This window comes from Anaerobacillus sp. 63XJN7_5_ISO-PGPR-S23-430 (assembly GCF_056173695.1).
The window spans coordinates 1926085-1946694 of record NZ_CM149686.1 but is presented as its reverse complement, the minus strand read 5'-3'; the positions used below and the strand labels follow the sequence as shown (position 1 = coordinate 1946694).

At 39.4% G+C, this 20610-nt stretch carries 28 protein-coding genes, 1 tRNA gene and 1 pseudogene; 5 read left to right on the top strand and 25 right to left on the bottom strand.

All coding sequences use genetic code 11. The features are described from left to right. Positions 1-396 precede the first annotated feature (396 nt). Positions 397-493, top strand: a tRNA-Sec gene (locus AC0VYJ_RS10455). Positions 494-497: 4 nt separating this feature from the next. Here AC0VYJ_RS10455 and AC0VYJ_RS10450 read toward each other — a convergent pair. Continuing rightward, positions 498-839 carry a DUF4183 domain-containing protein gene (locus AC0VYJ_RS10450; RefSeq protein WP_430242508.1) on the bottom strand — a complete coding sequence of 114 codons (342 nt, stop codon included), beginning with the start codon at positions 837-839 and terminating at the stop codon, positions 498-500. A gap of 120 nt (positions 840-959) precedes the next feature. Between AC0VYJ_RS10450 and AC0VYJ_RS10445 the strand changes: the two genes are divergently transcribed. Both AC0VYJ_RS10445 and AC0VYJ_RS10440 read left to right on the top strand, forming a co-directional pair. Beyond that, positions 960-1340, top strand: a complete 381-nt coding sequence (locus AC0VYJ_RS10445; RefSeq protein WP_475367317.1) for a DUF4183 domain-containing protein — start codon at positions 960-962, stop codon at positions 1338-1340. A 90-nt stretch (positions 1341-1430) separates the two neighbouring features. Next, the gene (locus tag AC0VYJ_RS10440; RefSeq protein WP_404682171.1) at positions 1431-1856 is read left to right on the top strand and encodes a DUF2621 domain-containing protein; all 426 of its coding nucleotides are present in this window, start codon (positions 1431-1433) and stop codon (positions 1854-1856) included. A 34-nt stretch (positions 1857-1890) separates the two neighbouring features. Here AC0VYJ_RS10440 and AC0VYJ_RS10435 read toward each other — a convergent pair whose 3' ends face one another. From AC0VYJ_RS10435 to yneA, 10 genes are all read right to left on the bottom strand, one after another. Then, entirely contained in the window at positions 1891-2379 is a 489-nt protein-coding gene (locus AC0VYJ_RS10435) for a CcdC family protein (protein WP_194221505.1), read from the bottom strand. A gap of 110 nt (positions 2380-2489) precedes the next feature. Further along, complete coding sequence (locus AC0VYJ_RS10430) at positions 2490-2945, bottom strand: Na(+)/H(+) antiporter subunit B (RefSeq protein ID WP_430242511.1); 456 nt, start codon at positions 2943-2945, stop codon at positions 2490-2492. Positions 2946-2965: 20 nt separating this feature from the next. After that, positions 2966-3676 carry a cytochrome c biogenesis protein CcdA gene (locus AC0VYJ_RS10425; protein WP_226612931.1) on the bottom strand — a complete coding sequence of 237 codons (711 nt, stop codon included), beginning with the start codon at positions 3674-3676 and terminating at the stop codon, positions 2966-2968. Positions 3677-3781: 105 nt separating this feature from the next. After that, the gene (locus AC0VYJ_RS10420; RefSeq protein ID WP_430242514.1) at positions 3782-4666 is read right to left on the bottom strand and encodes a M15 family metallopeptidase; all 885 of its coding nucleotides are present in this window, start codon (positions 4664-4666) and stop codon (positions 3782-3784) included. A 114-nt stretch (positions 4667-4780) separates the two neighbouring features. Beyond that, a complete protein-coding gene (locus tag AC0VYJ_RS10415) occupies positions 4781-5008 on the bottom strand; it encodes a YneF family protein (RefSeq protein ID WP_098443499.1) in 228 nt (75 codons plus the stop codon). A 92-nt stretch (positions 5009-5100) separates the two neighbouring features. Beyond that, complete coding sequence (gene sirA / locus AC0VYJ_RS10410; protein ID WP_475367316.1) at positions 5101-5544, bottom strand: sporulation inhibitor of replication protein SirA; 444 nt, start codon at positions 5542-5544, stop codon at positions 5101-5103. A gap of 160 nt (positions 5545-5704) precedes the next feature. Beyond that, positions 5705-5992 (bottom strand): HesB/YadR/YfhF family protein, encoded by a 288-nt coding sequence (locus AC0VYJ_RS10405; protein ID WP_194221500.1) that lies wholly within the window; start codon positions 5990-5992, stop codon positions 5705-5707. 117 nt (positions 5993-6109) lie between these two features. After that, a complete protein-coding gene (locus AC0VYJ_RS10400) occupies positions 6110-6346 on the bottom strand; it encodes a DUF896 domain-containing protein (RefSeq protein WP_194221499.1) in 237 nt (78 codons plus the stop codon). 66 nt (positions 6347-6412) lie between these two features. Beyond that, positions 6413-7063: a YneB family resolvase-like protein gene (locus AC0VYJ_RS10395; protein ID WP_475367315.1), complete on the bottom strand. Its 651-nt coding sequence runs from the start codon at positions 7061-7063 to the stop codon at positions 6413-6415. A 3-nt stretch (positions 7064-7066) separates the two neighbouring features. Continuing rightward, positions 7067-7387: a cell division suppressor protein YneA gene (gene yneA / locus AC0VYJ_RS10390; protein ID WP_194221497.1), complete on the bottom strand. Its 321-nt coding sequence runs from the start codon at positions 7385-7387 to the stop codon at positions 7067-7069. 151 nt (positions 7388-7538) lie between these two features. On the opposite strand from yneA, the gene lexA reads away from it, so the two are divergent. Beyond that, positions 7539-8162 carry a transcriptional repressor LexA gene (gene lexA / locus AC0VYJ_RS10385; protein ID WP_194222291.1) on the top strand — a complete coding sequence of 208 codons (624 nt, stop codon included), beginning with the start codon at positions 7539-7541 and terminating at the stop codon, positions 8160-8162. 250 nt (positions 8163-8412) lie between these two features. Here the strand turns inward: lexA and AC0VYJ_RS10380 are convergent, their stop codons facing one another. The 5 genes from AC0VYJ_RS10380 to AC0VYJ_RS10360 all read right to left on the bottom strand — a co-directional run bounded on the left by AC0VYJ_RS10380 (position 8413) and on the right by AC0VYJ_RS10360 (position 13563). Next, positions 8413-9702 carry a hypothetical protein gene (locus AC0VYJ_RS10380; protein WP_475367314.1) on the bottom strand — a complete coding sequence of 430 codons (1290 nt, stop codon included), beginning with the start codon at positions 9700-9702 and terminating at the stop codon, positions 8413-8415. A gap of 521 nt (positions 9703-10223) precedes the next feature. After that, the gene (locus AC0VYJ_RS10375) at positions 10224-10595 is read right to left on the bottom strand and encodes an iron chaperone (protein WP_475367313.1); all 372 of its coding nucleotides are present in this window, start codon (positions 10593-10595) and stop codon (positions 10224-10226) included. Between the two features lie 63 nt (positions 10596-10658). Further along, the gene (locus tag AC0VYJ_RS10370; protein ID WP_475367312.1) at positions 10659-11294 is read right to left on the bottom strand and encodes a Type 1 glutamine amidotransferase-like domain-containing protein; all 636 of its coding nucleotides are present in this window, start codon (positions 11292-11294) and stop codon (positions 10659-10661) included. A 57-nt stretch (positions 11295-11351) separates the two neighbouring features. After that, complete coding sequence (locus AC0VYJ_RS10365; RefSeq protein WP_430242527.1) at positions 11352-11906, bottom strand: GNAT family N-acetyltransferase; 555 nt, start codon at positions 11904-11906, stop codon at positions 11352-11354. A gap of 220 nt (positions 11907-12126) precedes the next feature. Further along, positions 12127-13563: a DUF11 domain-containing protein gene (locus AC0VYJ_RS10360; protein WP_475367311.1), complete on the bottom strand. Its 1437-nt coding sequence runs from the start codon at positions 13561-13563 to the stop codon at positions 12127-12129. A gap of 525 nt (positions 13564-14088) precedes the next feature. Here AC0VYJ_RS10360 and AC0VYJ_RS10355 point away from each other — a divergent pair. Then, positions 14089-14545 (top strand): annotated as a pseudogene (locus tag AC0VYJ_RS10355) (ferritin). Positions 14546-14571: 26 nt separating this feature from the next. On the opposite strand, the gene AC0VYJ_RS10350 reads toward AC0VYJ_RS10355, so the two are convergent. The 9 genes from AC0VYJ_RS10350 to AC0VYJ_RS10310 form a co-directional block, all read right to left on the bottom strand. Beyond that, positions 14572-15096: a GNAT family N-acetyltransferase gene (locus AC0VYJ_RS10350; protein WP_475367310.1), complete on the bottom strand. Its 525-nt coding sequence runs from the start codon at positions 15094-15096 to the stop codon at positions 14572-14574. Between the two features lie 216 nt (positions 15097-15312). Beyond that, complete coding sequence (locus AC0VYJ_RS10345; protein ID WP_475367309.1) at positions 15313-15576, bottom strand: hypothetical protein; 264 nt, start codon at positions 15574-15576, stop codon at positions 15313-15315. 156 nt (positions 15577-15732) lie between these two features. Then, positions 15733-16137, bottom strand: a complete 405-nt coding sequence (locus tag AC0VYJ_RS10340; RefSeq protein ID WP_475367308.1) for a VOC family protein — start codon at positions 16135-16137, stop codon at positions 15733-15735. A 232-nt stretch (positions 16138-16369) separates the two neighbouring features. After that, positions 16370-18181 carry a dihydroorotate dehydrogenase gene (locus AC0VYJ_RS10335; protein ID WP_475367307.1) on the bottom strand — a complete coding sequence of 604 codons (1812 nt, stop codon included), beginning with the start codon at positions 18179-18181 and terminating at the stop codon, positions 16370-16372. Between the two features lie 524 nt (positions 18182-18705). Then, the gene (locus tag AC0VYJ_RS10330; RefSeq protein ID WP_430242539.1) at positions 18706-18957 is read right to left on the bottom strand and encodes a DUF4083 domain-containing protein; all 252 of its coding nucleotides are present in this window, start codon (positions 18955-18957) and stop codon (positions 18706-18708) included. Positions 18958-19012: 55 nt separating this feature from the next. Beyond that, positions 19013-19246: a hypothetical protein gene (locus tag AC0VYJ_RS10325; RefSeq protein WP_303531359.1), complete on the bottom strand. Its 234-nt coding sequence runs from the start codon at positions 19244-19246 to the stop codon at positions 19013-19015. Positions 19247-19440: 194 nt separating this feature from the next. Next, positions 19441-19974 carry a dihydrofolate reductase family protein gene (locus AC0VYJ_RS10320; RefSeq protein WP_475367306.1) on the bottom strand — a complete coding sequence of 178 codons (534 nt, stop codon included), beginning with the start codon at positions 19972-19974 and terminating at the stop codon, positions 19441-19443. Positions 19975-20106: 132 nt separating this feature from the next. Further along, positions 20107-20286: a hypothetical protein gene (locus AC0VYJ_RS10315; RefSeq protein ID WP_475367305.1), complete on the bottom strand. Its 180-nt coding sequence runs from the start codon at positions 20284-20286 to the stop codon at positions 20107-20109. Further along, positions 20287-20571 (bottom strand): NUDIX domain-containing protein, encoded by a 285-nt coding sequence (locus AC0VYJ_RS10310; protein WP_475367304.1) that lies wholly within the window; start codon positions 20569-20571, stop codon positions 20287-20289. It lies immediately after the preceding gene. Positions 20572-20610 lie beyond the last annotated feature (39 nt).

Sequence of the window (20610 nt, the reverse complement as noted above, 5' to 3'; positions counted from 1 at the left end):
ACTTATGTATATATATTCACCTATGTATAGCTAAAAAGTTATGCACAGCTATCCACAGACAAAACTGTTACACCGGCTTTTCACCACTGTACCACCCAAGCATCTGTTATAGTTCGTTATAGAAAACTGTTTCATTTGAACAATTTGTCGAAATCACGAATAATGGGAAAAGATACGCTTTTTGTCGATTCATCTGATTTTTCCGTATTAATCTATACTTTCGAAATTGTTTAGACCTTTTTCGACAAATGTCTTTGATGAAAATCTGCACAAACACATTTAAGTAAAACTTTACTTGGTGTTTTACTTAAAGTTTTCTTAGAATAATCTTATTGAGCACATGTGTTGAATTAATCAATTTTTTCCGTTACTATATTAGCGTAATACTTTTTATATGGGGCTGGTTGTACGTCTGGTGAGTGCCACGGTCTTCAAAACCGCCTGGGAGGCGCGTGCCGTCTTCGGTGGGTTCGATTCCCACACAGTCCCGCCATTCTTTAAACTTTGATCATTTGCAAGATAATGGCCGTTCCTTCAATCGGCGCATCTTCGGTCAAAAGTATTAAGATCCCCTCATCTACTTTATAATTCATTTCAGGTTGCAGTACTGCATTTATAAATAGATTCATGAAGGAAACGTCCTTACACGATAAAATTTGATGATTACCATATCCTTTTACGGCGTCTTTGTCTGTAAAGGTTTTTTGATATCCATTTGCAATAGCAAAGTATTCGTAAACTCGCACTTTCGCCGGAAGCTTCGCTCTGAATGGTTTCGAATTTATAATAGGTAGCATAATTTTAGGATTGTTATAGCGATCGGTTCTCCTCTTATTCATTACTAGACCCCCTCCTCTCTTTACACAACGCACAATTTTTTACTAACGAATTAAAACTAATGTTTGTCCCCTTACATAATATTGTTAAGAGCATATTATAAAACGACAGGAGGTGAACGAATGGCCTTACAAATCATGAAAATTGTAGCTAACGTGACGACTACTGTTGCGACCACTCCTGATACCCAACGTTTTTTCTATAACACAACTAGCTTAATTATCGGCGCAACCACTCTAACAATTGATGCGGCAGATTTCTTTGATGATACAGGAGCCGCGGTAACAACTTTACCTACACTAAATACAGACAATAGCTACTTTAACGTATATGTAAATGGTGTCTTACAAATGCAGGACCTCTCAACTTATACACCAGGAGCTACAGGTGTCGGAGAGTTAGCATTTGACGTTCCTGCCGCTACGTCCCTATTATTAAACACCCCTATCGTCGTCGAAGTAGTCAACTTCACACCTTCATCATCGTCTACGATAGAAACGTAACTCCCCTACCCTCTTGATTAAAAAGCGCTTTCGGCGTATAATGTGACCGTATTCATACAGTTTATATTATGATGCCATGAGGTGAGTGCGTTGGCAGGATGGTTTCAATGGTTTATCGTTGGATGGACAGTGATCTTAATTTCACTAATTGCAATTGGTGGATTCTTTATGTTTCGGAAGTTTCTCAAGCGCCTTCCAAAAGAAGATGGCAAGTCAACTCTTGACTGGCAAGAGCACTACATTGAACAAACGAAGCATATGTGGAGCAGTGATCAAAAAAAGTTATTAGACGAACTAGTCGCCCCTGTGCCTGAATTGTTTCGAGATATTGCTAAGTATAAGATTGCAGGAACAATTGGCGAGCTTGCGTTAAAAGAAAAAGCGAAAGATATGTCTCAAGACTTAATAATTCGAGGGTATATTATCGCTACTCCAAAACGAGATCACAAATGGCTCGTGAAAAAATTAAATGAAAAGCGAATTGATATGAGCCCCTATCATCATTTGCTTCAATAAAAAAACTCGTTTAGCAGATGCTAAACGAGTTTTTTTAAAGTAATGTTTGATGAAGTCGACCACTGTGTCCTCGGCTTCGTTCCGTTTTCTTAAATTGATAATACATCGAAATTCTCCATGGAACGATCATACCAAATGCTAATACGAAGAAAAGCGAGCTTGTTTGAAGCACAGGGATTGACTCGCCAATGATTAGTTTAAAAACGATTCTTACTAGAAGTAAGCCGATCAAAATAAACGCAAAAGCTTTTGAACGTGTTAAATAAATTTGATCATCTTTAATTTCAAACTTAGACGTCCGAATCAATAACAACGAAAAAGCCGCTCCAACTGATAGCGCTTCAATCGCTTCGTACCACGGAACCCTTGCATCCGGAACAACGAACATCAAAAAACCAGTTGCCATAAAAAAGGGCGGAAGTATTATTTTCCTTATTGTTGCAGGTTTCTTTGAAGCTTTCAACCTGATTACTACCATCGCAAGAGCCATCATAGCTCCAACAACTGTACTTAAAATCAGCATATACTCATCCCTCACCTATACCGTACTACCCATCATTTCCATTGTATGTGGAAGAGACAAAAAATACAAGCGCATGAAAAAAAGAACGGTGCACAACCGTTCTTTTCACATTAACCATTTACTTTTGAAAGTTCTTCTTCGCCTTCATCTGCCGCAATGCTTAGGATAATCGTCATCGTAACACCGACAACCGTAAAATAAACACCTAGGTCAAATAACATTGCTGTCGCGAGGTGAGAATGACCGAGAATCGGAAGCTCAAAGTACGCGTCTGTCTGACTCAAGAACGGCTGTCCAAAAAGAAAGGAACCGACGCCAGTGAGAACAGCAATCAGAAGACCGATCGGAATAAAGTTCTTAAAATCAATGCGGATGACCTTATTCATGGTTTTAAAGCCATAAGAAATATAAAGAAGCACCAGAGCACCCGCCGACATAAGTCCTCCGATGAAACCTCCACCAGGTGCATTATGGCCAGCGAAGAATAAGTATATTGAAAATCCTAGAATAATAAAGACGATAATCGTAGTCGTCGTTTTAAGTATAAGGTCATTTGTCCCCTTCACACTTCTACACCCTTTCTTTATTAAAATCCTTGAAATCCACCAAACAGGTTATTTACAAGGAACGATGTAAACATTGTCATAAAGTTAAAGTAAAGCAAGATTCCCATTACAATCATTAAGTACCCGCCAGCCTTCATGATGAACCGGCTATTTTTCTTAATCCAGTGCATTCGACCGATAAAAAAGGACAGAATGAAAAATGGAACAGAAAAACCAAGCGTATAAGCTACCATGTACATGAAGCCAGCTCCAGGGTTTGAAACACCCAACGCAATAACCGCAGCTAAAATCGGCCCTGTACAAGGTGTCCAACCTGCCGCAAAACCCATCCCAATTAAAATCGATCCAACAAAGCCAGATGGGCGGTTTCGAATTTTTAACCTGCGATCTTTCATTAGAAAGTTCGGTGTCCAAAAACCTACTACTACAAGTCCAAATACCACAATCAAAATGGCTCCAACTTGACGAAGCAGCTCTTTGTACTGAATAAATAAATTTCCAACGAGCGATGTTGACATCCCTAATACGAGGAAAATAATTGAAAACCCTATTAAAAAGAAGATCGTATGAAGAATTGCCCTTTTCTGCATCATTCCTCGTTCTTCTTTCAGGTCGTCAACGGATACCCCAGTGATATAAGAAATAAACGCTGGATAAAGCGGTAGCACACACGGTGAGATGAACGATAAAAAGCCGGCTCCGAACGCTAAAAACAAGTTCAAATCTGCCATTAAATTACTCCCTGTCTAATGCATGATCTTATCATGTGCATGTCGTTACCATTTCAACCTCTATTGTAAACGATTTATCTTATTCAAACTATGAACATTCCATAACTATTTTTCTTCAGAGAAAAATTCTTCAAGCGTAACGCCCGCTTCATGAACATCAGAAGCCGCTTCCTTGCCCACATACCGAACGTGCCATGGCTCATACTGATAGCCAGTGATATCTTCTTTTCCTTTTAAGTAACGAACAACAAAGCCATATTCATGCGCATGCTCTGCTACCCACTTACCTTCTGGCGTATTGCCAAATTCTTCGGTAAGAGAGCTTCCTAGAGAAGGCGTGCTAATATCCATCGTTAATCCCGTCTGATGTTCACTCTGCCCCGCCTGAGCGCTAACCTGGTTCGCTACTTCTTCTCCACGCTGTTCAGCATTATAAGCAAAAATAGCTTCCTGTCGCTCATAGGAGCGGTAGCCAGAGACAGCTTTTAATTCAAATCCATCTTTCTTTGCACCGGCAAACATTTTTTCAAGCGCTGTAGCCGCTTCCTTGACCATCAACCTTTTAGGATCATCTTTTGGTGCGTATGAAGAAACATCCGGTTCCACAAGATTTTGGGGCACAAAGTCTGAAGGTAGATTTCGCTCTTTATTTGCCACAACATAAATACTGTCTGGATTCGTTACAGTTAAATTCTCTCCATTTTTCTCAACTGTTTCAGCCATCGTTGGATACGCTGCTGATTTATCCTTTTTGGCCTCATCGCTTTGATCGCTTTCTTCATCTTCTTTCTTGCTGCTATCATTTTGCTTGTTATTGTTTTGGTTTCCATCATTATTTTCAATACTATTCGAGGAGCCGTTATTCGTCTGTCCATCATTCTGTGACTGATTCTCTGTCTGGTTAGACGTTTGCTCGTCATCTCCCGCCTGGCATCCGGCTAAAAGCGCGAACGAAAGACCTGTTGCTACTACTAAATTTTTCATTGTCATGTGAACACTTCCTGATTTTTTATAGTCTAATCTATCATACCATCACACCAATTAGACCCGTCAACCAAAATTACTCCATACAAAAAGCACTCTGTTACCAGAGTGCTCAATAAGCTATTTATCGTTGTTTGTCATTTGACTATTCATAGCCTTCATCATCTGATTAATCTTCTTCTGAGAAGGTTTTTGCCCCATTTGCATCATCATTACACGAAGCATATTTTCATTAATAGGGGGATTCTTCTTTAAATAGTCCATCATATATTTGCGGGCAATAAAAAAGCCAAGTGCTACTCCAGCAATCAACGCTAGCACGCCCACAAGCGTGTACATCCACCACATTCTAGATTTCCTCCTTATTCTTTCTCTTCCAATAGTGTACTACAACCCTTAATGATTATACAATAACGTCTATTAAAATAGTAGGAGTTTATTCAAACTAGTTTCTGTTGTTTAATCGGGTTAAGCCACCCGTATCGACCGGATTGGAAGTCAATCGCAAAGAACGAAGGAGTTAATTTTCGTATCACTTCAAAAAAGACTGTTTCAGCCTCGTTTGATCCGCTAGCATATATATTTATCTTCTCGCTTCTTACAAATAAAGATGCATCACTTTTAGATTGTTTAATACACAATCGATGCCCTTCATTTTTATATTCATACGTGCGAAAGCCACCCAATTCATTGACCAAACAGGTATTTAGTTCTTCTTCTTCCACAGGCTCTGTAATAAAGGCTACCTGTTTTTCTAGAAGCTCTTTCTGATCAGCCTGTATGGCCCGCTTCCTTTCGAGGAAAAGTTGATACAACAGATGCTCCTTACCAGCATATTGTTCTGCAATGTGCTGCTTAACGAAGTACATTTCGTAATGCCTCATATAACTCCCCCCTGCCCAAGAATCCACTCATATAAAAGAAAGTATAAATGAGTTCTCATAAAATGATTGTCTATACATGGAAGCTAGCCTTCACTAGTTTTGTCGAAATCAAAAAGACCTGTACTATAACATATATGTTATAGTACAGGTCTTTAGAATGCTATGCCATACTCGGCAGGTCACAAAGAACACCGCCGGATCTCTCATCATAATCAAGCTTCATTCGATCAACAAACCATTGATCGTCCGGTCGAACGAAGTACGTAACTCCTCCAATTTCTTGCTTATAATCATCATATGAAGGCTTATCAGACATGACCCCAAGAGAAAAACCTCCGCTGTCTCCACTCCCTGCGTAGCGTACGAATAACCTCAAGCAATCACCGTTACCAAGTTCCATTTCATTTTTGTAAAACTCAGCTGCAGAATCAGTTACAACAAACATCATATCCGCCCTCTCCGTTTTGTATTAGTACATCTTGTTATAGTACAGTATAACGAATATTTGAAAAATTGCAACCATAAAAATAGCCTAATTTTGCTTTTCGCAAAATTAGGCTATTTTCTACTGAAGAAAGCGACGGTTTTTCTTGCTTTCCTTAAGCTTTTCAGGTGTTACATCTGTGCCTTCTTCATCCACAACTTTTATAGAATGAAGTTGGTTTTTGAAAGAAGAACGGAAATTTGCTAAATATTCCTTACGTAGCTTTTTCTGTTCTTTTTTCTCATCTTCTGTTAATGATGACTCTTTTGCTTTACGAGATAGCTCGTTAATTCTTTGGAGTTTATCTTCAAAAGGCATGTAAAATAGCTCCTTTACTGAAACTTGTATCTCACATGCTAACGCATGTTTTGAACATAGACAAGTTTAGTGCTTCTCGTTCTGCTCGTCAACATATTCCTGATAACGTCTATGTACCGTTGCTTTCGAAGCGTGATGTCCAAATCCTTTAAGCGTTGCAGCTATCTCATTAAACGTAAGACCACGGTTTCGTAGATTAACAATTTCTTCGATTGGAACTTCCACCCGCTCACGCCCACCTTGATTTTGATGGCTGAGGTTTCGCTGTGGTCGATAGCCTTCTTTAACCGCCTTGTCCATTCCACGTTTAATTTTCAGATTATGAAGCTTGCGCTGAAATTCTTCAACGATACTAACGATCTCAAGAACCATCGAATCAGATTCCGACAATTGAAGTTCTCCGTTTTGATTCACTGTATAAATCGTCCCTCCATATTTATGGACGGCATGTAGAAGAGCGATCTTTGCATTCCCTCTCCCAAGTCTTGTTTCATCTTGAATGAGCAATGCCTCAACATGCCCCTCTTTCAATAAGTCAAGCACCTCAAGTATGCCATCACGATCAATGTCATACCCGCTGTGCTTTTCTTCAATCAAGCGCTGTATAATAAAACCTGACTGTGATGCAAATCGTTGTAGTTCTTCTTTTTGCCTGGCAAGAGAAGACTCCTGTGCTTCTTTCTTTGTGCTTACCCGACAATAAATAACGGCGTTCATACTTTATTCTTTACCCCCAAGTGCGGTAGCGTTCGCTTCAACAGGGATGATGAGAGTATCTCCTGCTGTAATTCGGTTTGCATCAATGCTATTCACTTCTTCAACCCAACTGACGAACTTCCGATCAGACAACTCATGAGCAGTACGGTATTCTTCCGCAATTTCTAAAACAGTATCTCCCTGCTCCAATTGTACCGTTGTATAACGATCATACTCCTCAGCTGCAGCTGTTCGCAAAGATAGAAACACAATAATTAACACAGCTACAAAAGATATAATGACAAGAAAATCAACTCCAGACAAGCCCCCAGCTTGCTTTCTCATCCCAATCACCCCATATGCGAATATTTGTTCTGTTTTTAGTATATCAGAACCTCTGTTCGTGTCAACTAATTTCTTCGAACTTATGTTTGTATGCGAACAAAAATTCTGGTATACTACTAACAAATAGATAGATTGGAACGAGGTGCCAGATATTATGAAACTATCAAAGCGTCAGCAGGACATTCTGGACTTTATTAAAGTCGAAGTTAAGCAAAAGGGTTATCCACCCTCCGTAAGAGAAATTGGCGAAGCTGTTGGACTTGCTTCAAGCTCCACTGTCCATGGCCACCTGGCAAGACTCGAGAAAAAAGGGTATATCAGACGAGACCCAACAAAACCAAGAGCCATCGAAGTGCTTGGTCTTGATGAAACGATCGATATTCCTCGTCAACATACTGTAAACGTTCCCGTCATTGGTAAAGTAACTGCTGGTCAACCCATCACTGCCATTGAAAATGTAGAAGAATACTTCCCGCTTCCAGAACAGTTTGCACAGGATGAAGAACATACCTTTATTCTAGTGATTGAAGGGGATAGTATGATCGAAGCTGGTATTTATAACGGTGATATGGTTATTGTGAAGCAACAACCAACTGCAAATAACGGTGATATTGTTGTCGCGATGACAGATGAAGCTGAAGCAACTGTTAAACGATTCTTTAAAGAAAGCAACTACTTCCGACTTCAACCGGAAAACTCATCGATGGAACCGATCATTCTTGATTCCGTTTCTATTCTTGGTAAAGTAATTGGGGTCTTTCGCTCCATTCACTAGAAGCGCTGCGTGCGCTTCTTTTTTTATGTTATATAAGCTTTCTGGGCTATATCAATACGAGCTTCTTCTCTTCTTTTATTTATTAACCCCTCCGTCTGTGTAAATGATCGCAGTTTGAAGAGCATAGGGGTGTAGCTTTACATTACAACCAACCTCACCTACCTACTTTTAACTCTTAAAGGCTATACAAAACCGCCCTTCATTTAAATAAAGGGCGGTTTTGTATACTTCTAACATAATTCTTAAACGGTTACTTTTCAGCAGCCTCTGAAGCCGCTATAACTAATTCAACTGTTTGATCTACTGTCGCCTGACGGAACTTTTGGAACTCATCAGTGATATAAACGGAAGGATCTTCAGGATAGTACTCCTGAGCGGCTACGTGAAGGTGTCCACCCGGAATATCATAAGCTCCTATCCCAATTCGCACGCGATTGGATCGGTACTGACTTTCATTCGATAAGTAGCTTCCGCCTCCTCCTTTACGAGCTTTTGATCCTTCAGTCGGACCCCCTTCATGGCACTCATACGGTTTATCACGATATTCTGGTGCGAGCCATTCGCATACTTCATCGCCTCTTTCTACCGGCCATGGTCCAGTATTGGCTGCAATCATTTCCTTGTAAGGAAGCGTTGTTTCAATAAATTCCGGCAGTTTTTCAGGCATCGGCCAATTGCTCACTGTCGGAATAACTTCTGAGCGATCTTCAAGAGTGTTTCCAACCCCTGTGCGCCATCTCCCGGCAAACCCTTCGATGGTCATAGCTTTTGGACCACCTTGACTGATTGTCATCATGAGATCCACCTGCTCTTTACTATTAACCAGGTAAGGTCCAAAAGTATCTTCAACGATTCCTTCATCAAAATCATCCCATCGTACCGGAAAATTCGCTGCTTGAATAAAAGCTGGACCTTCTTCCGTCATAACGACTTTCCCATCCATCTGAAGCGCTGCAGCGCCAGAAGGGTTTGATCTCCTAAATTCCTGTTCTAAACGGTATGGATCAAATCCGCTTACTAAAACGCGCTTAACTTTCTTCCCTTTTGGAAAATCAATAGAAGTAATTCCCCTTGAGGTGTACTCTAGTTTCTTCATCAGTTCTTCTTGCTTTTTCTCCGTTACTGTATATGATGGTTCCCATTGCCTTAGGGCAGCAGTCATATGTAATCGAGTCCAATAAAGCGGGCGATCATCATAACGATCTAGTTCCCCTAAATCATTTCGTTCTCCCTGAGCTCGAGCAACAGCCGTCTCCCACAGCTTCTCACCATGCTTTTCGATCACTTTCTCTGCTTTTTTTACACTTTTCGCTTTGCACAAATCTTCCTTAAATTCATCCGCAAAAACTGTAAACTCCGCCTTATCCATAATTTGCTGTGGGATTGGGGCACCGTCTTCCATTCGCTGCTCCTCTGGTGTTAGCGCCGCATCAGTGTTAAAGCAATCACCTTTGGCACTTCCAGTTAACGGTAAGAAACCGAAAGTTAATATCCCTACAATAAAAAGCGCAATTCCATATTTCCATTTCCTAGATTTCATATGTCTTTTTTCCTCCTCTTCTAGTTGAACTATCTTCTATTTTAGAGATATGAGGTTGTATTTTTCAAACTATTACAAGTATTCTGATCAAAAATGAATCATTCGAAGTGGATCATGTATGGATAACAGACTTATGTTAAAGAAAACCGTGACGTTTTCTCTGCATCTTTCGACATATAGATAAGCTTACCTATCATTTAATGAACTGCATTTCTAGCCTTTTTCGATTTTTCCAGACTGAATTAATTTGTACTAAAAAGGAGCAAGCTCGCTGATGGAACTTGCCCTACCCCGTAATTTATTATTACTTAATTTATACACGTGTATTTTTTCAGAACTTACCTGTAATTTCATAACAGAAGCCGCTATCCCGATGAGTCACATAATGATGCCAATATGGACAAAAATAAATAGAAGGGTTCCCGTTGACCATATATGAACCTCATTTAGTTTTAAACGTTAATCTCACATAGCGACTACCAAGCGGTTGGTCCAAATAGAAGCCTGTCCCGTCTATTTATTCACTTGCGCCAAAAAGTTGAACAGTCTGCCTTATCATGAATATTGAATTCGATCATTTTTTTAAGTAAAGAAAAATCAACTGAATTACCCCACGGAATACGCATTAGTTGTTTAGTGTGATTATAGCCAGCAAGTTTCATTTCTTCAGAAAAATGAACAATTCCAGTCTTTTCAGGGGCAACAGCCAAATGATGTTTTGCTACGCTAAAGGCAATAATAAATGTTCCGTGATCTGTAAACATTGGCTGATTCCAGGCAATTTTCGGCACCAGGTTTGGAAATTCATTTTGTACCCAGGTCAAAATTTGTTCCGTTCGCTCTCGGTGCTGCAGGTTCTCTATCTTTGCTAGATATTCTTCAAATACATCCATTTTTAGTCCTCCTATAAAACAAGCAATTGTAGTGATGTACCATATCTCACTGAGATAGTGCCATTACAACTCACTATTCATCACTACTATATCACCAATCATTTGTAGTTTACCCTCTTCAAAAATAATTCCATCGCCGTCATTAGCTGCATAAACAGTTGTTCCTGTTCTCTTAGCGTACTCCCAAACTTTACTCTTATAATCTGAACTCCAGCGATTGTAGTGAGGTAAAAACTCGAAATCGACAAGACCCATAGTTTGGTGCACCGCCTCGCTAGTTTTTTCTGTATACATCTGAAATAGCTTTGTAGATCTACCGAGTTGAACCGCTCCTCCGCTCACCCCAACAAGAATTCCTCCGCGATTATAGAAATCTAAAAGAACATGATCCATATGCCGATGATTGAGAGCCTTACTAAATTCTAGCGGATTACCTGCTGAGAGATGGATTATATCTGAACTCAATAATTCATCTATTTTCATAGGTTCAAATTCACTGTATAAATCGAAAAACATGATATTCTCGATTCCATAGTTTCGATAATAATTCACTTTAGCTCCAAAATAATGCTTTTCTTTATCCTCCGTTGAAGGTATGTAGCTAATCTTTTTGTTTCCACCACTAAACAGTAATCCATCTAATCTACGGTTGCCGGGTGTTTCATTTACTTGATCGCTATAAAAATACAACTTTCCCATTAATACACCTCATTCATACCCCTATACGCTATAGTCAATTTAAATTCTGTGCGTTTATTAACTCTCACGATATTCATTCCATTCTTTCGCGAGAAGACTGTACAGGATGGTGTCATGAAAGTGATCGTACAAATATTCAGCGTCTTTTATGATTCCATCGGGTTTAAAACCAAGACGTCTCGGAATTCCCTGACTTTTTTTATTCTCTATCCCGCACTGTATTTCAATTCGGTTCAATTTGTATACTTCAAATGCCTGGACAATTAGTTCATTAACGGCAGCTGTCATAATCCCCTTACCCTGGAACTTATCTGATAGCCAATAGCCAATACTCGTTTTCTTGTTAGACCAATCGATGCCATGGAATCCTACCACGCCTGCTAATCTTTCATTGTACACAATACCTGCTTGAAATCCATCATGTGAAGAAAACTGTTTTAGCCACATTTCAATCACTGGCATATAATCCTCTTTTTCTTTCATATTGTCCACCCAGGGAAGCCACTCCCTTAAATAATCTCTTGAATGGTCAACCAATTCAAATAGCTCTTGCGCATCTTCCATTTGAAGTAACTTTAAGGAGACCTCTTCATTCACTTTTAAACTAAACATACGATACCCCCACCTTTTCCTTATTCATAAATATATAGAAAGCTAATTAATACCAATTATTTCAAAAAATTTAGAATAATGCCATCTTTTATTCATTCTGTTTCTCAAAAATATTTCTATCTAGCAATCAGTTTGTTTACAATCACCGATAGGGTAGTAAATCTCTATAATTTTAGCGAACGTAAAAAAGGATGCTGAGCATGAATACAGCACCCTTTCATTAACAGCAACACCCACCGTCATCCCCGCAACACCGCTGACAAGCTGTTGTAATCACTGAATTACTAGTTGCTACTTTACCGCAGCTATACGTAAGAGTTGCTTCATTAATAATAAAGCACTTACTACCAACACGTATCTTATAGGTAATTACACGGGAATCTCCCGCCGGAATTGGATCTAATGGGAAGCCCACCGCCGGGTCAAAACCTGGTTGGGTAATGCCGTCTATCTTCACCGTATCTGGAATAAACTCTGAACCATCAGAAAGAAGATCCTCAAAAAAAGCATTGTCAGCTTCTACCACGCCATCGTTTGTTATTGTAACGGTGTATGTTAAAACGTCTCCAGCGTAGGAGATTGTTTTACTCACTTCTTTATCCAATTCTAAATCTGCTTCCCCAAAGTCAATCTGGACGCCTAGCGCATTCGGCATATAAAGATCACCTGTGGAACTAAATCGAAATAACGCAGAGGCCTGGTTGTTAGGTAAATAGTTGGTCGCATCCACATTACTGATGTCCCATCCCTGTCTTCCAGCAAATATGTTTGTACCTGGAGTACCTGGTATATGATTGCGGTCTCCATAAGAACCACTAATATCAATGTTTCCTGAATCGTCCGTTATCTGTGAACCAAAGAAATTTAATGCTGGATTACGTGGCCCTGACAGATTCGTTAGCGTAAATGCATCTACCCCAAATTCTGCCTGGTCCCCAGTAATATTCGCGTCACCCTCTTGTGCACTCAAGAGCACTCTTGCTTCTACGTCACCACTAGGTGGAGTTAAAAAACCCGCTATCGGGACGTCAATCGGGTTACCGTTACTTACTTGTCCATCTGCACCAACATAAAGGTTCATATTACGGTTATTCAAAGCTGTATTTGCATAGACAACTGCAAGAGTCCACCCCGCATGGTTAACAAACCCTGGAGCATCGACAATCGCTGGCACACTTCCTCCACTATAAGTTCCTGCTCCCGCAGACTGTACTAGGGTGGTCACATCTGCTGAACGCATATAAAAACCGTTAAATTCATTTGCTGTGATAGGATCAGGTGTAATCGGGGTATCACCGATAATCGGAGTAGAAAATAAAATATCATCATCTATTAACCCCGAAAGGTCTTCTCCACCACCTAAATACAGTCCTCCCCAAATCAATTCAGCATAGAGCACTGTACTTCCGACAGGTAAGACGAGAACAGCTTGAGATTCATTCTCAGTATAGATTGTCGTTGTGCCTGCTGATCCGACGATTGTTGGTGGTGGAAAGGCATCGACAGTTGAACCACTATCAAGCGTAATAAATGCACCGATTGTACCATCTGTTCCTGCGGTGTTTGGTATATTACTAATTCCACTAAGCCCGAGTGTATTTCCTGTAAATGTTATGGCACCACAGTTATTTGTTGCAAATCGATTTATAAAAGCCATAATCAGTTATCCTTTCTAACAATGTAGTAAACTCGAAGCATGAGAAGCTGAATTCTTCAACTTCTTCAAGTTACCATTTGTTTAATATTTCTTATCTATTGTATGCATAGCGTTAGGACAGGGTGTGCATGCTCGTCTAGTTCGACAATTCATTGTAAATTACACTTCCCTACGTCGATGCCTAAATCCGTCACTACTACATTATGTTATTGCTAGCTATCAGAGGTATTTCACTTTTCTTTAATTTCGATAGACGATCTCTATTGTAAATATAGACGCAGTTTTCTTAGCATCAACTAATCCTACGTTAATATATGAAGATCATGAACATGATGAAACGGCGAATGAGACGGCTTACTCTTATGAAAAAAGCAAAAAACACCTTTGAACTCGTTCATACGAATTCAAACAAGAGGCTGTTTCTCTTAAACTTTTTATGCTGTAACGAGACAAACAACTACTTAATACAGTGAGTTATATGAAGATGACGAGGTAGATGCAATAGTATAAAAGGAAGTTCAAGCCCTGTTAAACAGATTGATTCAAATCGAACACATTTCTACAACGTTGTACCTGGCAATGTCAGCGTATATGAATCGAAAAAATTACACAGGTATGGCTAGTTGGTTACGAATTCAGTCAGACGAAGAACGTACCCATTTGCTTAAGCTTAGCAGGAAAAGATGGTGTAGTAGAATTAGGCGCTCTCCCTGAGCAATCGACCAATTTTTGAACTCCACTTCAAACGTTCCAACAAGTATTGGAGCACGAACAGAATGTCACTAATTCCTACCGTCAGGCCTATAACTTTATTAAAAAAACCGACCCGCAAACAGCAGTTATTGGACAGGAATTCTTACGAGAACAAATTGATGAAGAAGCACAAGCGCTTACGATCGTAGAGAGATTAAAGTTAGCAGGTGATAATACATCCGCTCTTCTCTTAATTGATCAAGAGCTTGCTCAAAGGCAAGCTGGATAATAATAAAGGCCCGCTGATCACAATGATCAACGGGCTTCCCTTTTCCATATGTAATGAAGCAACGATACAAACTTGCCGTTCAATAAGACTTCATCTTGATTCGTATAGGTATATGTAAAACCATTTTTCGCAAGTACTTTCTGTGAGGCGACATTATCTTGAGTTGTTCTAGCTATAATGCATTGAATGACTTCGAGATTGGTTGTCTTTTCTAATAAAAGCTTGATCGCTTTTGTCGCTATTCCATTGCCGGTATTATCTTCACCAATTCTATAACCAAGCTCGACGCTATTATTGGAGGGATTGGAATCTACTAAATTAATTCTTCCTAAGATCGTGCCATTTTCATCTTTTATAAGATAAAAGGTCGATAAACCCAGAGATTGTTCTGTTACTAATTGTACGAGCTTGTCGTTAAACGTCTCAAATTTATAATATGCCTCACCACGATCTGGGACCATCTTATTGAAATAAATTCTGTTTGCGACTTCAAAGTGAAACAATGATTCCGCATCACTTTCTTGAAGTCTATGTATTTTAACTTCCATCATGTTCTCCCCCCGCTAAATCAATCATAGTAGAACTTTACCGATCATGAATCAATCCATGCAACGCCCAAAATTCCTACAAGGACTGAGCCAGTTTAATGTTTTTGGCCTAATGAAGAGTGCGTGACGGTAGATATAAAAAAGTATCGAAAGCATCATCGCCGCTAACAACGCAATCCGAACAACCATCGTTTACACTCTTTCAGTCAAAACAACAGATTAAGCCTTGTTTTCGGTTTTCAAGGAGTACTTAGTGAAATAAGCACCGAGTAAGAGAAAAACCATCATCGCAACCCAGTTAATCATTCCCATGAAATCAAACCAGTAAGCTAAAAGGTTCACGATCGCAATAAGAAAGAGAAACACTGGCGTTAAAGCACTCTTTATACCGGTCAAATCAGCCGCTTTTCTTTTACGAAAAACGATAAATGTAGCTACAATTAAGGCTATAACCGTGATAATTGTTAAGAGAACAGGTGTCATTTGTCCCCTCCTCCTTTTCAACGTGGTGACGCTTTACGTAATTTTGGTGTGAGCAGTTTCAAAATAATAAATCCTTTTTATCCTTACCGTTGATTTTAACATATTATTCCACACTCAATTCCAACTACAAGTATAAAAGTTACGTATCTATTAAGTTTAAATCCCTTCTGTATTCATTAGTACAACTCTCCAGCCATCAGGATCTTCAATCGTTATCCCTTTCTCTTTCCAATACACATTTTCAGGTTCTACTTCCCTATGCCCCATTTCATTAAGTCTTTTTGCTACGCTCTTCAGCTCTTCTCCATTTGGAATATAGAAAACGATCAAGTTATCAGCAGTAGGAGCAGGGCAAGGGCTACCTTCTTCATGTGACGTGAACTCTAGCTGATAAGATAGATGAGGTAATCCATATACCACTCCCGTATATCCTGCATGTCCAGTAAATTCAGCCACTCGCTGCAAGCCTAATCCATGTTCATAAAACTGAATAATCTTATTCAATTGATCGGTCGGCCTAGCTATTCGAACTTGCACTGCGTTAAAATCTTGAAATTTCATCGTCGTTCCCTCCAATTTATGATCTCAATAATACAAATAGATATTTGTTATATACTAATATTTTAAAATTTCTTCAGCGTCATAGCAGTGGAATAATGAATGAACTTTTCTACAACTTTAGGATGAAATAAAAGAATTATTCATATAAAAAAGCTGAAGTACCTTAAAGTCAACTTCAGCTTTTATTAAAATTAAATCCGCATTAAACAATTGCAAAACCTTTTCTTATTCTTCAAGATGAATACTTCCCCATCAAGTAACGTTTTGAAAAATACAAGCCTCCAAAGTATAGTGCAAGAGCGATATAGGCCGGTAGCAAGTGAATAAACGTCGTATAGCCAATCATATTGTGTACATAAATTCCTGCTACAAATGCAGGCAATCCTCCTATAAGAAACATCCACCATAGCCAGGCATTCCCCGATTGGAAGCCCCAAAGAGCAGACATTAGCACTAACAATCCAACGCTAATCATCGCTCCTCCGAATCCAGCACGGTCATGGGCGATGACTGAGATCAATCGATCATTGAAGGACTGAATGAGATCCGCTGGCATGCAGATGTATTGTAAATCCGTTGGCACAAAAACCCCTGTCACACCAATTCCTGCAATAATCACTCCACCCAGAACAAATGAAAAGCCAAGCATAACAAAACAAAATTGCCCAATAACGCCTTTACGCCATGCCAGGTCATTCCGACGGTTGCGTGATTTTGGCGTTTTCTTAATGCCTTTCGTTTTCACGTATCCTCTAAAGTAAAAGGGTAATAACACAATCCAAAACAGCAAGTGTAACCAGTCGAAGTATCCATAGCCAATGAAAAGCAAGATGCCTAGAAAACCGATAATTGCCGCAATATCAATCGCCTGCTTCGCCCACAGCAAACCGTACTTAACTCCGTTATAAGACAACGTCATATAAACAATCCCACCAGAAATCATCGTTCCTGCTAACGTCATTCGGTCATGTGCCATAAACCATAAGAGTCGTTCATTAAAGAGAAACAGCTCCTCACGAGTTAGCTGCATAAACCTTTCATCATATGGTAAAACGATCGAAGTAAGACTTAACATTAAAGCAATCATGCCACCGATCATGATGAATAATCCAAACAAAAAGTAGTCTTTCCATCCACGACTTTCTTCTTGTAAAACGCTGTCGTTCATCGCTTCATAAATTCTCTTAGGCAACCCTGGCCCAGCTTCGACATATTCACCAGATAGGAACAACAAATCAGCACCGTGATTCACTAGCTGTAGAGCATCATCAGGTTCCTTCACTCCACCCACGGTCACCAATCGTAATGAAGGATATTCTTTTTGACAATAGGCAATCGCTTCCTTATGTATCGCAAGGTTTGCCAACGTATCCAAACCTTGCACTTCATCAATCACAACACCCGTTATGTATGGAGAAATAGAATCCAAGTCAGCCTTTTCAATTTGATTACCTGGCACTCGAACATAAATGCTTTTCCATTCTCGAATGGACCTCAGCACTTCCATATGAGTAAAATCGATTTCGTTATAATCAATTTCATAAACACCGTTATAAGGTTTTAAAGCTCTAGCAATCTCAATTAACTCAACGTTTGTACCGCTTAACTGGAACATAGCGGGCTGAACCAACTTGGCTTGATCTAATCGTTGAATCGTCTTTGCAAGCCCCGCTCTCTCTCTGTGTTCAGAAAAAGCAATACTTCTATTTTGTAGCCTCGTTGGTTTCGTGTATTCTTCAAATGGCTCCTTCGTAATCGGACCAATTTCAATACAGCCAAACCCTAAATGACTAAATCCTTTTAAACCAGAGAGTCTGGGATCAATTTTGCCTGATAGCCCCACACAGCCTGGAAAAGTAATGTCTTCGATCTTAACCATCAGCTCATCCGCTACCTCTTCTCTTCCTAAAAAATGAATGAGATGCTGTCCACCTGGAAGTGAAGCGATACGATTCATGGATTGATGAATAAACTCTCTTGAAGCTTCGGGACTCCATTTTGATAGAAAAGGTTTAAACATGACGTGGTAGGACCAGTCCGGCATATAATCACCCCTTCTAGTTTACATAATTTAATTATAGTTTACTAATTTGCTAAATAAAGTGTGTGTTTCCATTAGTTTATATTTTTTATAATAAATCAGTCATTAACAGAATGAAAAGTATAACCGCTGTAACAATGTATGTATTGGCTATTTTTTTATTTTGTTCTTCTTCTCTTATTTTTTCGATTCCAAACAGCAGAAACATGACAAACAAAAATGAGATAAAGACTTGACTAGAAATCGCGTTAGGCAAAATAAAAAAATGAGTAAAAGCCATTCCTATTGCTACGAATGCCAACAATAAATTCACTTTTCGTAAATGAGTCAAAGAAATCACGCCTTTCTAATGCATCGTTCTTTAACTAAATAGCGGGACTGTTTTTCTTGTTTATTTGAAGGAACTAGGAATTTCTCTTTCCTTTTCGATTACCGTTAACAGAAATAGAAAAAAGACTGCGCGCATACACGCCACAATCAGATTTACTCAAGCTTCCACTTCTTCATAAGGTCATATTTTAACTCTTTCATCGTTTCTTCTCTTCTAGCAACTCGATAATTCTATCGAGCTTGTCCTCAACATTTTTCGTTCGCTTATGATTAACTTTTGAATTAATCAGCAGCCGTCTTATAAATAATACGAAAGATCCTACAGTAATGCCCATCAATATGATTGTCATCATAAAGATTAACAAGGAAGGTCCATTATCCAAACTACCACTACTCCATTCTTCAATATTCTTAGATGAAATACAATGTAATTTTACCTTATCTTCCATTTCTAATCTTTATCCTACTTGCCCAATACTTAAAGCTGTGCACTCATCAATTTCTTTAAGAGGAAGAGCTTTCACGCTCATTTAGGTACTTTTGATAAGCTTCTTTCACTTTATCTCTTTCTGGGGTAATCTTAGAAACTCTGTGATGGATGTCATGAAGGAGATACAGTCCACGGAAAAGGCAACCAGCAACGATGCCAAACGCTACAATTCCACCTACTAGTGGCCCAGTCATCATCAAAATGAACCCTAAAATAGAGGCTAAAAAGATCGATAATAGTAAATACAAAAAAACCCTCCAATAACTTTTTTCTAACCACTTTCATAATCCCATTCATTTACTATTAAACAATACCATATTTTTACCAACAAACTGCGTCCTTCAAGGATTTTCTTATCAAAATCGCATAAAAAAAGCGGTTCATCAATGTGCCCAAACCATTTTTGGACAATTTGATTGAACGGCTTTTTCAATATCTTCCATTATCCTTTTTTAACTAAGTAATGAAGCTGTGCAAACTGACCATACTGGCGCACATCGGTTAACTCCAGGTCATGCTTGATCTCACTGTGTTGAAATAGTGGAATTCCTTTTCCAATTAACGCTGGTGCAAGCGAGATAATGAATTCATCAATCAAATTCTTCTCAAGAAACTCATGAACCAATACACTGCCACCGATCAGCCAGACTGTCCCTCCACCCTGCTCATTTAATCTACTCAATAATGAAGAAGGGTCTTCCGATGTAAATGTAACATCGTCTGTGTTTTCTCGTGATTGAGTCGTATACACATAGGAAGCTTTTCCCTCATACGGGTTAACCCCGTTCTCTTGTTCCATTATCCAGTCATATGTACGTCGCCCCATGATGAGTGTGTCAACATCTTTCATGAACTCCCCATAACCCGCGTCACCTTCTGGATCAACTTTAAAAAGCCAGTCGAGTGAGTCATCTTCCGTTGCAACGTAGCCGTCAACGCTAGTTGCGATGTATACGGATACTTTCCGCTTTGGCATTGAATTCCCTCCTATATACTCATTGAAGTGATTTGTTGGAAGATCACTATATCAAATAATGAAAAGACGGCGAATCTCTCTTACTATCTCACATTTAACCTCTAATATGTTGCCTTACTTGAATCATTTCTATTACCCAAGGATAGGCTGCTCCTTATCACTTACAAGATCATTAATCATAAGTCTGTGCTCACTGAAGAGGTTTTCCGGAAGATCACCTAGTGAAAAGAATGCTGTCTCGAACGACTCTTCACTTCCTCGTAGCTTACCTTCAAAATCATGACAGCGGAATAGAATTTGAACCGGTGACACCTAATCGCCATTACCAAACGTTTTTTCTTTATCGGGGCCAGAATAGATCCCAAACAGCGACATGTCTTTCAGCACAAGACCCGCCTCTTCAAATACTTCTCGTCTTGCCGTTTCCTGAACCGATTCATTCAAATCCATAAACCCACCTGGCAGTCCCCATGACTCGCTATCAGTGCGAAGCTGTAACAGCAATCGATTCTCATCATCAAAAACCATCGCCCCCGCTACGACCATAATGACTTTCTCATGACCTACCATAGAACGTAGGTGCTGTATGTAGTCCATAACTAACCTCCATAGTTGTTTTATGATTATTCTACTGAT